This window comes from Bacillus sp. SW14 (assembly GCF_047608225.1).
GTDB classification, from domain to species: Bacteria; Bacillota; Bacilli; order Bacillales; family Bacillaceae; genus Bacillus; species Bacillus subtilis_G.
Genome location: NZ_JBLKRW010000001.1, coordinates 361248 through 373454 on the forward strand (window position 1 = coordinate 361248; position 12207 = coordinate 373454).

A 12207-nucleotide genomic window follows, 5' to 3' on the forward strand; every position below is an offset into this window, starting at 1 on the left:
ATCAGGGGAATGGTTGAGAAAAAAGAAGGGAGAATTGGAGCTTTGAAAAAGATGATCAAAACCGTTATCAAATGGGCGCCGCTCATTTACCCGATTGTACGAAAAATCATGAAGGATCGGAAGGCGTCAAAACAAAAGAACACGTCCTCATCCCGAACAGCCGGCTGAACCCGGCTGTTTTTTTATGGGTCCGTTTCCCCTCTTGTCCTCCCGATGTTCATTGACTTGCCATTCTCTCCATTATAGAATTTATATACATTTCATTCCTTCACCATCCTTTCTGCCTATTGACTTTATCCCTGCATCTACTTGATAGGAGGTTTTTCTCATGCTTCATGGGCGACTTCGTGATATTCTGCGCTTGCTGATGGCGGCTGAAGCCCCGGTGACTAGCTCGTTTTTTGCCGCGCAATTAAACGTAACGACGCGGACGGTCCGCAATGATATAAAGGAACTGCAAGGTGTGCTGAGCGGCCATGGCGCCTTGATCAAATCGGTAAGAGGCTCCGGTTACAAACTCCGCATTCATGATGAGCAGACATTCAGAACGCTGCTGCAAGATGTATTTCAGCAAAAAAAGGGCCTGCCGGTGTTGCCGGAGGAGAGAATGGTTTATCTTATGAAACGGCTGCTGCTGGCGGAGCATTACCTCAAGCTCGATGAATTGGCTGAAGAACTATTTATCTCAAAATCTACGCTGCAAACGGATTTAAAAGAAGTAAAGAAACGGCTGCTGCCTTACCGCATCGTCATGGAAACACGACCGAATTACGGCTTCAAGCTGCGCGGAGACGAGGTGCAGATGAGATATTGTATGGCTGAGTACATTGTCGATGAAAGAGAAACGGAGATTGATGTTCTGAATGAAAAGGCTAATATTTTGCCGAAGGAAGAAATTGAGATCATCCGTACCGCCATCCTGAAAAAAATGAAAAACGACCGCATTCCTCTCTCTAACTTGGGACTGAATAACCTCATCATTCATATCGCCATCGCTTGTAAACGAATCAGAACGGAAAACTATGTCTCTCTTTTCCCGGAAGATATGGATCATATCCTGCATCAAAAAGAATATCAAGCTGCAAAAGCCATCGTAAAAGAGCTGGAATCAGCTCTCGCCGTTACATTTCCGAAAGACGAGGCGGCCTATATCGCCATGCATCTCCTCGGCACAAAACGAATGACACAATCCCAATGCGGGGAAGACACATTTTCAATAGACGAAGAAACCGATCAGCTGACTTTTGCTATGATCAAGGCAGTTGATCGTGAACTGAAGTTGGGCATTCTGCATGACAAAGAGCTGAAAATTGGCTTGGCGCTGCATGTGAAGCCGGCGATCAGCCGCAATCGATACGGCATGAACCTGCGAAATCCGATGCTGGCAGCGATCAAGGAACATTATCCTCTCGCTTTTGAGGCCGGAATCATTGCGGGAATGGTGATAAAGGAAGAAACGGGCATCGACATTCATGAAAACGAAATGGGTTATCTGGCCCTCCATTTTGGCGCCGCGATTGAACGAAAAAAAACAGAAAGCCCGCCGAAACGCTGTATCATTGTGTGTGCATCAGGTGCCGGGAGCGCCCAGCTTCTGCGTGAAAAACTCCGTTCCCATTTCGGCAAGCGGCTCGATATTCTGGGAACTGCTGAGTATTACAGTCTTGACCAGATATCCTATGAATCCATTGATTTTGTCATCAGCACCATCCCGATCAAAAAAGAGCTGCCTGTACCAGTGCTGAAGGTTAACACACTCTTGGGCGGAATCGACTTTACAAAAATAGAATCCATTCTAAGGGATGAAAAAGAAAAAGCGGTCCGCTACCTAAAAAAAGACCTCGTTTTCTTCCAGAAGGATCTGCGCTCAAAAGAAGAAGTGATTCAATTTTTAGGGCGGAAAGCGGTTGATTGCGGCTATGCAGATGATGAACTCATCGCTTCCATTTTTGAACGAGAAGCCATGTCGCCAACGTGCTTCGGCAATCTTGTTGCCATCCCGCACCCGCTCGTTCCGCAGACGAAAACAACGTTTTGGGTCGTTTGTACGCTAAAAAAACCGATAGATTGGGAGAATCAGCGTGTTCAATTTGTTTGTCTGCTTTGTGTTGAAAAGGAGAACAAAGCGGATTTGCAAAGCATGTACAAATTGCTCGGCAGCATGTTGGATGACCCGTCGGCGGTAAACCAGCTGATCAAATGCCGTTCGTATCAAGAGCTTTCGGAAGTGTTTGACCAAAAAATGCTGAGCTGACAGCCTGTATATACCTTTTTTCCGTTTCCTGCGGAAAAACCTTGAGTGTTTATGAAAGCGATTTCATAATATGATGATATCAACAGCAGGACATGACAAAATTGATCAAACTCTAGGAGGTCTTTTACATGAATATATTACTCGTTTGTGCAGCAGGCATGTCTACCAGCTTACTGGTGAGCAAGATGGAAAAAAGTGCGCAGGAACAAGGAAAAGACTATACCATTTGGGCAGTTTCAGGGGATTCTGTACAACAACATATTGATAAAGCGGATGTATTGCTTCTCGGCCCGCAAGTCCGTTATATGCTTCCGCAGCTGAAAAAATTAGGAGAGGCAAAGGGGGTTCCGGTAGACGTCATTAATACCGTCCATTATGGCACGTGCAACGGGGCGGAAGTGCTGAAATCGGCTGAACAGCTTGGACATGTGTCATAGAGAGGGGCGGGCTATGTGAATAAAGTCAATCAGATCTTAGAAGAAAAGGTCATGCCTATAGCGGGAAGAATTGCGGGCCAGCGTCATTTGCAGGCGCTGCGTGATGGTATCATTCTCACAATGCCGCTGATTATCATCGGTTCCTTTTTCCTCATCATCGGCAACCTCCCGATCCCGGGCTACGCTGAGTTTATGGCAAAAACGTTTGGCAGCTCCTGGTCTGATAAACTGGACTACCCAGTCGACGCCACCTTTGAAATTATGGGCCTTGTCGCCGCGTTCGGCATCGCCTACCGGCTCGCCGAGAAATATGGTGTTGATGCCTTGTCGGCCGGAGCCATTTCACTTGCGGCATTTTTGTTAGCGACACCGTATCAAGTGCCGTTTACGCCTGATGGTTCGACGAAAGAAATCATGGTCGGCGGCGGAATTCCGCTAACACTCATGGGAAGCAAAGGTCTGTTTGTCGCCATGATTATCGCGATGGTATCAACTGAGATTTACCGCCTCATTATCCAGCGCAATTTGGTCTTCAAAATGCCGGACGGTGTTCCCCCGGCGGTCAGCAAGTCATTTGTCGCGTTAATCCCCGGCTTTGCCGTCATCTTTCTGATTTGGGCAGCCCGGCTGATTGTTGAAGCAACACCGTTTGAAAGCCTTCATAATATTGTAAGCGTTTTATTGGGGACGCCGCTTTCTATTCTTGGCGGAAGTCTCGGAGGCAGCCTTGTCGCTGAAGCCGTCAAAATGCTTTTATGGGCCTGCGGTCTTCATGGAGCAAACATTGTCGGCGGCGTCATGGCACCGATTTGGTACGGCGCCATGGATGCCAATAGGATTGCCTTCCAAGCCGGTGAGGAGCTGCCTAAGATTTTCACCCAGCAATTTTTTGATATCTGGATCAATATCGGCGGAAGCGGCGCTACTTTGGCGCTGGTTGTCACGATGTTCCTGCGCGCCCGCAGCAAACAAATGAAGCAGCTCGGAAAGCTTGCGATCGGACCGGCCATTTTCAATATTAACGAACCGATTATTTTCGGTATGCCGATCGTCATGAACCCGATGCTTTTACTTCCGTTTATCATCACGCCGCTTGTCACAGTGACACTCACATACATCGGAATGAGCACCGGGCTTGTCGCCAAACCGGCGGGGATCGCAGTGCCGTGGACCATGCCGCCAATCTTTTCAGGCTATTTGGCGACAGGGGGAAAAGTCTCAGGTGCGGTCATGCAAGCCATTAATCTCGCCGTATCCTTTGTTGTCTACTATCCGTTTTTCAGAATGTGGGATAAACAGAAGCTGAAAGAAGAAAACGATCTGGAGCTGGCCCAAACGCCTGCAGCATCAGATGACAAAGAAGCGGCTCTGTAGAGAAAGGAAGTGAATCGCGTGAATGAGAAAATGGAGCAAATCATTTTTCAAATCATCCTTCACGGAGGAAACGGAAGGAGCTCCGCAATGGAGGCCATTGCCGCTGCGAAAAGCGGTGACGCAGAAGAAGCGCGGAACAAGCTTCAAGATGCCGCAGAAGAATTGTCAAAAGCCCATCACTATCAGACAGAGCTGATTCAAAATGAAGCGGGCGGAGAAAAAACGGAAATGACGCTTCTGATGGTTCATGCACAGGATCATTTAATGAATGCGATGACAGTGAAGGACCTGGCGGCGGAGATCATTGAGCTATATGAAAAAATCACCGAGCAAAGGGGAGCAAGCATATGACAAAAGGATTAAAGATTGTAACGATTGGCGGAGGTTCAAGCTACACGCCAGAGCTCGTAGAGGGATTGATTAAACGGTATGAGGAGCTGCCTGTTCGTGAATTATGGCTCGTCGATATCCCCGAGGGCGAAGAAAAGCTCAATATTGTCGGCACGCTCGCCAAACGGATGGTTGAAAAAGCCGGTGTCCCGATTGACATTCATCTTACGCTCGACCGAAGAAAAGCGCTGAAAGACGCAGACTTTGTCACGACTCAATTCCGCGTCGGACTTCTGCAGGCAAGAGCCAAGGATGAGCGCATCCCATTAAAATACGGCGTCATCGGCCAGGAAACAAACGGCCCGGGAGGCCTGTTTAAAGGATTGCGCACGATTCCGGTCATCCTTGAGATCGCAAAGGACATAGAAGAGCTCTGCCCGAACGCATGGCTCGTTAACTTCACAAACCCTGCCGGCATGGTGACAGAAGCCTTGCTTCGCTACTCCAATCTGAAGAAAGTCGTCGGTCTCTGTAACGTTCCAATCGGCATTAAAATGGGCGTTGCCGAAGCACTTGATGTAGATGTGGAACGCGTAGAAGTCCAATTCGCCGGATTGAATCATATGGTGTTCGGGCTGGATGTCTTCTTGGACGGCGTCAGTGTGAAGGATCAAGTCATCGAAGCAATGGGTGATCCGAAAAACGCGATGACGATGAAAAACATCTCAGGCGCAGAGTGGGAGCCGGAATTTTTAAAAGCGCTCGATATCATCCCTTGCGGCTACCACCGTTACTATTTTAAAACAAAAGAGATGCTGGAGCACGAACTGGAAGCATCACAAACGGAAGGCACCAGAGCTGAAGTGGTGCAGAAGGTCGAAAAAGAGCTATTCGAACTCTACAAAGACCCGAACCTTGCGATCAAACCGGAGCAGCTGGAAAAACGGGGCGGCGCTTACTACAGCGATGCCGCGTGTAATTTAATCAGCTCCATTTACAATGATAAACACGATATTCAGCCGGTAAACACGATCAATAATGGTGCGATCGCCAGCATCCCAGACGATTCCGCGGTTGAAGTGAACTGCGTGATGACGAAAAACGGCCCTCAGCCAATTGCTGTCGGCGACTTGCCGGTATCTGTCCGGGGCCTCGTCCAGCAAATCAAATCCTTTGAACGTGTCGCGGCAGAAGCGGCGGTCACAGGCGACTACCAAACAGCGCTCCTCGCCATGGCGATAAACCCGCTCGTTCCGTCCGACACGGTCGCTAAACAGATTTTAGACGAAATGCTGGAGGCGCACAAAGCGTATCTGCCGCAGTTCTTTAACAAGATTGAAGCATAGAAAAGCCGGCCTTCAGTGGGCCGGCTTTTTCTTACTTGCTTTCAGTCAGCGCTGCGACCTCGGTCGTCCATCCGAATTCGTCTGCGACAGCGCCTTTTTGAATGCCTGTAATCGTGTCATATAGTTTTTTGGCGATTTCTCCTGTTTCACCGTTGTTAATCGGCAGTGTTTCATCCTGCCAGATCAGCTCGCCGACTGGAGAAATAACAGCCGCTGTACCGGTTCCGAAAGCTTCTTCAAGGATGCCGTCTTGATGGGCTTGGATGACCTCATCGATCGCAATTTTCCGTTCAGAAACTTGAAGGCCCCAATGCTTGAGCAAGGCGATGACTGAATTGCGCGTAATGCCTTCCAGGATGCTTCCGTTCAGCATCGGCGTTACGATTTCACCGTTGATTTTGAAGAAGATGTTCATGCTGCCGACTTCTTCGATGTATTTCTTCTCAATGCCGTCCAGCCAGAGCACTTGGGAAAATCCTTTCTCTTCGGCTACCTGCTGCGCTTTTAAGCTTGAAGCGTAGTTCCCCGCGGTTTTGGCATTTCCCGTTCCGCCTTTTACCGCACGGACAAATTCATTTTCAACAGCGATTTTGACCGGTTTGATGCCTTCTTTATAATAAGAGCCGACCGGAGAGAGAATGATAAATAGTTTATACGTATGAGATGCCGCAACACCGAGAAAAGGCTCGGTTGCGATGATAAACGGACGGATATAAAGGGATGTGCCCTCCGCGTTCGGAATCCAGTCTTTATCGATTGCGACAAGCTGTTTTAAACCTTCAAGAACCTGTTCTTCATCGATTTCCGGGATGCAGAGTCGGTCGTTTGATTGATTCAGGCGCTCCATATTTTTTTCCGGTCTGAAAAGCAGGACATGGTCATTCTCTGACACGTAAGCCTTTAACCCTTCAAACACGGTTTGGCCGTAGTGATATACCATTGCGGCCGGGTCCATTGAAAAAGGTTGATAAGGAATGATTCTTGGATCGTACCATCCTTTATCCGCCGCATAGTCCATTACAAACATGTGGTCTGTAAACACTCTTCCGAACGAAAGCTGATTAGGATCTGGTTTCGGTTTTTTTGTTGATGTCAATTCAACGCGAATCGTATGTTTAGTCATGGTCAATCTCCCTGCTGTTAAATTGTTTATATTATCAAACTTATTTGAAAATAATTTATATTCTATTGTATACTTTCAACAAATATTCGCAATAGGTTTGCTCAAATTTGTAAGAAATTCATAAGAAAAAAGCAGGAGAAATTAATTCTCCTGCATGTTCATTTGTTTGAACACCCTGTCATAATCGGCGCGAGTGGCGTTTCGAAGACCTTCAACACGTTCATTTGTAATCTCTTGTTTGCCTTCTTTCAAGCCGTCCAAGAAATATTGAACATATTCTTCAGCTGAAATGCCGCGGTACGTCAGGCCTTGTTTATCGCGTGACTTTTGGTTTAATCCCGTGTCCACCATAGGAGGCGCCATTTCAATCACTTCCACGCTCGTATCGCGAAGCTGGTGTCTGAGCGTAAGCGAGAACGAGTGCAGCGCCGCTTTTGTTGCGCAGTACACTGGATAAACAGCTAACGGGTTAAACGCAAGCCCCGACGTGACCTGAACAATTGCCGCCTCGGATTGCTTCATTAAATGAGGTGTGAAAAGGGCTGATAAATGGACAGGCGCTTGGAAATTAAGTTCAATTTCATCTCCGTCCACAAAAAGCTCCTCAGTCCCTTTGGTAAAGTCGATTTCCTTTTGAATGCCCGCGTTGTTGACGAGAACATTCAGCTCCGGAAATTCCTTTAGAGCCCATTCAAACAAAGCTTTCCGCTGCGAACGGTCTGCAACATCACATTGCTTTGTGTGGATGTTTGGGAGCTGCTGTTTCGCTTCCTTGAGACGCGCTTCGCTGCGTCCGCAAATGATGACTTCACTGCCGAGTTCCAAAAGCCGCTTGGCCAGTTCAAGCCCGATCCCCGCGGAACCGCCTGTGATTAAAACTGTATTGCCTGTCATCTTCATGGATGTAACACCTCTAATTCAGTTGGCTGTGATTCCTTTACTATTTCAAATCTTAGCAGGAAATATGCAGCCGCGTCCTATGGGATGCTCAGGATGAAGTGACTTTTCCGGTTCTATAAAATTCGTCAATCGCTTTATCGACATACACCCAGCCTTTCCAGCCGATGTGAATGGTATCTTTCATGAAGTACGGGTCATGTTCATGCCCAGAAAAATCAGCAACCTGGAAGCCCTTCGCTTTAATCTGTTTATTCACCTTTTGGTAATAGTCAGTGCGGCCTTTTTTCGGGAAGCCTGTGTAGTCGTACCATTTTCCGTTAACAGGAATAGTGACAAACATAGGCTCTGCTCCCGCATCCTTCAGGATATCAAGCATCAGCTCGAAATCACCGTATTCCGGTGACACCGCATACGATTTTCCTTTGTTTTTCCCTTTCAGCTTAGGCACTTTCGGCTTTAGCTTTTTATAAACAGGGTTGTCGATGTGAAAATCGTTAGACCCGGAGTGGCGTTTGCCGGATTGTTCTGCGAGTTTATTTAATTCAGCCCATGACTTATCCTTTACTGACTGTGAGATATGCCGCTTTGGACCGGATGATTCCGTCGCTGAATAATACAGGTCTTTCTTTTCCAGCATGCTGTAATACACTTTTGCCGCCGGCTTCAGCGCGTTCACTTTCCACGTCTGCCCGTTTACGATTGCTTTGTACAGCTCGGAAAGAATCGCATCATTTTGAACGGCCTTAAAGCGCAGCATGCGTTTTATCATTTTCTTTTTCACATCGGGGTCGACCTGCTCGTTAAACGCCAAATCAAGCCCTTGCAGCGCGGAATAGTTCGGCGCGAAATGCTGTTCATCAGACCCGCGCTTAATAAACCATTGCGGAGACACGATGAATACGATTTTTTTGCCCTTCAACTGATCCATATGGGCAGCGAAGTTTAAAGAATGAATCAATGACTGTGATCCGCCTTTGCCGACAAGGTATGGCGTGAACCCCTCATTGTTCACCTGAAAATAGTTAGATGGGTGGAACTCGTCCAGCCGGGAAAGCTCAGAAGATCCGTAAATCGGAAGATACGCCGGATCTTTGAGCATCTGGTCTTGTAAATAAAGCCCTTGAAACATACTTGGGTTCAAGGCTGTTGCTGATTCTTTCACCCGCTTATCGGTGATGAAGCCTGTCAGCCATGAAGATGGAATTGCGATGGCGCCTGCGAATAGAATAAACGCCAAAATAATTGGACCGAAAAAACGCTTTTTCATTATTTCAACTCAGACAGCTGATTTACAATGTTGTTAGGTGTATTCCATACATCCCGGTCAAACTCAGTGATCGGCACTAAAATATCAAAACGGTTTTCAATCGCAAGCAGCAATTCTACTGTTCCAAAAGAATCAAGCAAACCTTCTTCAAAAATTTCAATATCAGGATTTTCCTTTACGATGTCATCCTGGCAAACCTCTGCTAAAACGTCTAATACCTCTTGTTTAAAATCCATAGCTTTCTAATCTCCTTTAATGGTGGTGATGAAATAGTTTTCCTGAGAAAATATAAAATCCGAAGCAAACGAAGTGGAATGTGATCACAATCGCAAGAACGGTTGTCCAGCGGTTGGACGGCAGCCATTTGTATTTCTTATTCCACTTCTCGAAAAAGTTGTAACACGTCATCAGCACGGCGTGATAGAGGCCGTAGATGATATATTGAGGGGCAAGCCCGTGCCAAACCCCCATCAGCATAAACAACAGGAAATACCCGATGTTTGAGACGGCCATACGGTTTTTGATCCACTTTTTCTTTGTCATCCAAAATACAAATCTCATAAACACATAATCTCTGAACCAGAATGACAGAGACATATGCCAGCGGTTCCAGAAATCTTTAATATTTTTACTGATAAACGGTTTATTAAAGTTTTCAGGTGATTTAATGCCCATTATATAGCTGACCCCGACGGCAAACATCGTGTAGCCGGCGAAATCAAAAAATAAATACATGCTGTAGCCGTACATGTACAGGAGGTTCCCAAGAATCTTATTGTGCGTGATCGCGGGAAGATTCATGATGAAGTACGTGTTGATGGCGTAGCCGATAATAAACTTGTACAGGAAACCGATAAAGATTTTATGAATCCCTGTATACAATAGATCGGCGTATTCTTCTTTCGTCCAAGCCTTCTGTTCATCCTTGACGAACCGGCGGTATCTGTCGATCGGGCCGGAGGAAATCGTCGGGAAAAACAGGATGAAATACAGCAGGCGGTGCAGCGGCAGCTGTTCCTTCAGCAGACCGTCTCTTGCTTCCATAATTAGCTGAATGCCTTTAAAGGTTAAATACGATATCCCTAAAAAGCTGATCAGATTATGTGGCGGGTGGTGCGGCTGCGGGTGTGAAAGAAACGGCCATATTTTTGACAAGAATAAAGGCAGAATCGATGCGATCACAGCCCCGCAAAAGACAAAGCCGCTATTCGCTTTCTGCCTGTACGCCAAGTAGCCGCTGATCAAAAGCACCTGCCATATCGTAAACAGACACAGGGCGATGACCCCGTGTACGTCGTGCGAAAAAATTAAAGCTAATATAATGATAGATATGAACATGTTGTATGCTTGAAATCTTTTTCCGTTCAGGCCGAGAATGATCGTCGGCAGAAGAAGAATGCCAAGCAGTATAAAGAATAAAAACGAGCTGTAAGGCGTCATACAAGAACCTCTTCGCCGATGCGTTTCCGGTCAATTTTGCCGTTAGCCGTCATTTGAATGTGATCCTGGTAAATGAATTTTCTCGGGATCATATAAGCCGGAAGGGAAGCGGCAAGCTCTTTTTTAATGGCGCTTGTCAGCTGGAATTCCTTCTGGAACTCATGCTCCTCAGGCACAATAGCCGCGATTAGGTACTCAACTGTTCCGTTTGGCTGATAAGGAATCACGACAGCAGAGCGAACGTACTGAGACTGTCTGACATGGACCTCGATTTCCTCGAGCTCCATTCGGTAGCCGTGAAGCTTAATTTGGAAATCTAAACGTCCTTGGCAGAAAATCTGACCATCTTGGATATAGCCGGCATCGCCAGTTCGGTATGCCCACTGGCCTTCATAAGAGAAAAACGCTTTTTCCGTCAGCTCAGGTTCACCGAGGTAGCCTCGGCTTACGCTCGGCCCTGCAATGACGATTTCTCCTTTTTCTCCATCAGGAAGCGGCTGTCCCTGTTCGTCCATAATGAAAATGTTCATATCTGGCTTAGCGAAGCCGACGGGAAGCGATTCATTGCGGCTTATGACGTCATCCGTAATCTCAACGGATGTGACAGCCACTGTTGCTTCGGTCGGACCGTACGTATTAAAGATGTTTGCTTTCGGAAAACGCTCAAGCAGCGCTTTTGCTACAGAAACCGGGAGTACCTCTCCGCAGAACATAAATGTGTCCGCATGAGGCAGCAGGTCCTGTGAAAAACCCGGGTCCATCAGGCACATCTGCACAAAGGAAGGCGTTGATGTCCACACATTCAGCCCGGACTTCTTCAGCTCCTCGAATAAGATTTTCGGCTTATTCACAGCATCCTTTGTCACGCAGTGCAAAGTCCCGCCTGATTGAAGGCACGGATAAAGGTCCATGACAGATAAATCAAATGAAAACGGCGCTTGGTTTAAAAATGTTTTTCCTCCGCTGACCGGAAAATCTGCACAAATCCAGTCTGTGAAGCTTTGAAGATTCGCGGCGGAAATCTGCACGCCTTTCGGATTTCCTGTGCTTCCGGAAGTGTAAATGATATAAAACGTTTCGTGTTCCTTGACCCATTGACCTTGGCTGACAGAGCCGTCTTCGTTTTCCAGCAGTTCTTCTGCTGAAACCGTCTGAATCTGGTAGCTGTCTGCATCAATTGAAAGTCCGGCAGCATGGATTAACAATTCTGCTCCAGAGCTTTCGATAATTTTCGCGATCCGCTCGGACGGAATCGATAGATCAACCGGAATATAAGGATGTCCCGCTTTGACACTTCCCAAGAAGGAAACGATCATGTGCGGCTCCATATGGCCGTACACAAGGATAGGGGCTTTCTTTTCCCCGGAAATGCGTTGTTGGATCGCGGCAGCCGCACGGTCAGACTGCTCCCATAATTCCTGATACGTGAGCGACTGGCCTTGAGAGCGGAAGACAACGGTTTGCGGATAAGATTCCGCATGTGTTTGAATAGCATGTAAAAGTTTCATCTTTATTCTCTCTCCAATTAGAAATCGTTATAAATATATGAACCGGTGTTCGCGGTGTGAAAACCATACATAAAAAACAAAACAAGCAGTATTATCAAGTAAAAACCTGTATGACATGTCCACTTGACAGCGGGCTTTTCATACAGCTGTTTCATCAATTGCAGCATATCAAAAGTCCTTTCCCGTTTTTTCGACAATCACATGAGTATTTGACGATTAGATGCTCAA

The 12207-nt window shown here is 46.9% G+C and carries 13 protein-coding genes; 6 read left to right on the forward strand and 7 right to left on the reverse strand.

All coding sequences use genetic code 11. The features are described 5' to 3' along the window. The first annotated feature begins 9 nt into the window (after positions 1-9). The 6 genes from ACMX2I_RS01890 (at position 10) to licH (ending at position 5741) form a co-directional block, all read left to right on the forward strand. Positions 10-168, forward strand: coding sequence for a hypothetical protein (locus ACMX2I_RS01890; protein ID WP_087993235.1), 159 nt, complete (start codon positions 10-12; stop codon positions 166-168). Between the two features lie 160 nt (positions 169-328). Continuing rightward, positions 329-2254 (forward strand): transcriptional regulator LicR, encoded by a 1926-nt coding sequence (gene licR, locus ACMX2I_RS01895; protein ID WP_414956009.1) that lies wholly within the window; start codon positions 329-331, stop codon positions 2252-2254. Between the two features lie 128 nt (positions 2255-2382). Further along, positions 2383-2691 (forward strand): PTS lichenan transporter subunit IIB, encoded by a 309-nt coding sequence (licB, locus tag ACMX2I_RS01900; RefSeq protein ID WP_087993233.1) that lies wholly within the window; start codon positions 2383-2385, stop codon positions 2689-2691. Positions 2692-2706: 15 nt separating this feature from the next. Beyond that, complete coding sequence (gene licC / locus ACMX2I_RS01905) at positions 2707-4065, forward strand: PTS lichenan transporter subunit IIC (RefSeq protein WP_087993232.1); 1359 nt, start codon at positions 2707-2709, stop codon at positions 4063-4065. 18 nt (positions 4066-4083) lie between these two features. After that, positions 4084-4416 carry a PTS lichenan transporter subunit IIA gene (gene licA / locus ACMX2I_RS01910; protein ID WP_148963361.1) on the forward strand — a complete coding sequence of 111 codons (333 nt, stop codon included), beginning with the start codon at positions 4084-4086 and terminating at the stop codon, positions 4414-4416. Continuing rightward, positions 4413-5741 (forward strand): 6-phospho-beta-glucosidase LicH, encoded by a 1329-nt coding sequence (gene licH, locus ACMX2I_RS01915; protein WP_414956010.1) that lies wholly within the window; start codon positions 4413-4415, stop codon positions 5739-5741. The genes licA and licH overlap by 4 nt, the downstream gene beginning before the upstream one ends. A 31-nt stretch (positions 5742-5772) precedes the next feature. Here the strand turns inward: licH and ACMX2I_RS01920 are convergent, their stop codons facing one another. From ACMX2I_RS01920 to ACMX2I_RS01950, 7 genes are all read right to left on the reverse strand, one after another. Next, positions 5773-6864 (reverse strand): branched-chain amino acid aminotransferase, encoded by a 1092-nt coding sequence (locus ACMX2I_RS01920; RefSeq protein ID WP_289348710.1) that lies wholly within the window; start codon positions 6862-6864, stop codon positions 5773-5775. A 141-nt stretch (positions 6865-7005) separates the two neighbouring features. Beyond that, positions 7006-7764 carry an SDR family oxidoreductase gene (locus tag ACMX2I_RS01925; protein ID WP_414956011.1) on the reverse strand — a complete coding sequence of 253 codons (759 nt, stop codon included), beginning with the start codon at positions 7762-7764 and terminating at the stop codon, positions 7006-7008. Positions 7765-7852: 88 nt separating this feature from the next. Then, complete coding sequence (dltD, locus tag ACMX2I_RS01930) at positions 7853-9031, reverse strand: D-alanyl-lipoteichoic acid biosynthesis protein DltD (protein ID WP_253268666.1); 1179 nt, start codon at positions 9029-9031, stop codon at positions 7853-7855. Continuing rightward, positions 9031-9267, reverse strand: a complete 237-nt coding sequence (gene dltC, locus ACMX2I_RS01935; RefSeq protein ID WP_003227325.1) for a D-alanine--poly(phosphoribitol) ligase subunit DltC — start codon at positions 9265-9267, stop codon at positions 9031-9033. Before dltC ends, dltD begins: the two co-directional genes overlap by 1 nt. Before the next feature lie 16 nt (positions 9268-9283). After that, positions 9284-10471 carry a D-alanyl-lipoteichoic acid biosynthesis protein DltB gene (gene dltB / locus ACMX2I_RS01940; protein ID WP_414956012.1) on the reverse strand — a complete coding sequence of 396 codons (1188 nt, stop codon included), beginning with the start codon at positions 10469-10471 and terminating at the stop codon, positions 9284-9286. Beyond that, on the reverse strand, positions 10468-11979 hold the full coding sequence (gene dltA / locus ACMX2I_RS01945; RefSeq protein ID WP_414956013.1) for a D-alanine--poly(phosphoribitol) ligase subunit DltA: 1512 nt from the start codon (positions 11977-11979) through the stop codon (positions 10468-10470). The genes dltB and dltA overlap by 4 nt, the downstream gene beginning before the upstream one ends. A gap of 17 nt (positions 11980-11996) precedes the next feature. Beyond that, complete coding sequence (locus ACMX2I_RS01950; protein WP_039075082.1) at positions 11997-12146, reverse strand: teichoic acid D-Ala incorporation-associated protein DltX; 150 nt, start codon at positions 12144-12146, stop codon at positions 11997-11999. Between the last annotated feature and the right edge of the window lie 61 nt (positions 12147-12207).

Coding starts and splice junctions, on each gene's coding strand:
- ACMX2I_RS01920 (WP_289348710.1), bottom strand. CDS start 6,864: ATGACTAAACATACGATTCGCGTTGAATTGACATCAACAAAAAAACCG.
- ACMX2I_RS01925 (WP_414956011.1), bottom strand. CDS start 7,764: ATGAAGATGACAGGCAATACAGTTTTAATCACAGGCGGTTCCGCGGGG.
- licB (WP_087993233.1), top strand. CDS start 2,383: ATGAATATATTACTCGTTTGTGCAGCAGGCATGTCTACCAGCTTACTG.
- dltC (WP_003227325.1), bottom strand. CDS start 9,267: ATGGATTTTAAACAAGAGGTATTAGACGTTTTAGCAGAGGTTTGCCAG.
- ACMX2I_RS01950 (WP_039075082.1), bottom strand. CDS start 12,146: ATGCTGCAATTGATGAAACAGCTGTATGAAAAGCCCGCTGTCAAGTGG.
- licR (WP_414956009.1), top strand. CDS start 329: ATGCTTCATGGGCGACTTCGTGATATTCTGCGCTTGCTGATGGCGGCT.
- dltB (WP_414956012.1), bottom strand. CDS start 10,471: ATGACGCCTTACAGCTCGTTTTTATTCTTTATACTGCTTGGCATTCTT.
- dltD (WP_253268666.1), bottom strand. CDS start 9,031: ATGAAAAAGCGTTTTTTCGGTCCAATTATTTTGGCGTTTATTCTATTC.
- dltA (WP_414956013.1), bottom strand. CDS start 11,979: ATGAAACTTTTACATGCTATTCAAACACATGCGGAATCTTATCCGCAA.
- licH (WP_414956010.1), top strand. CDS start 4,413: ATGACAAAAGGATTAAAGATTGTAACGATTGGCGGAGGTTCAAGCTAC.
- ACMX2I_RS01890 (WP_087993235.1), top strand. CDS start 10: ATGGTTGAGAAAAAAGAAGGGAGAATTGGAGCTTTGAAAAAGATGATC.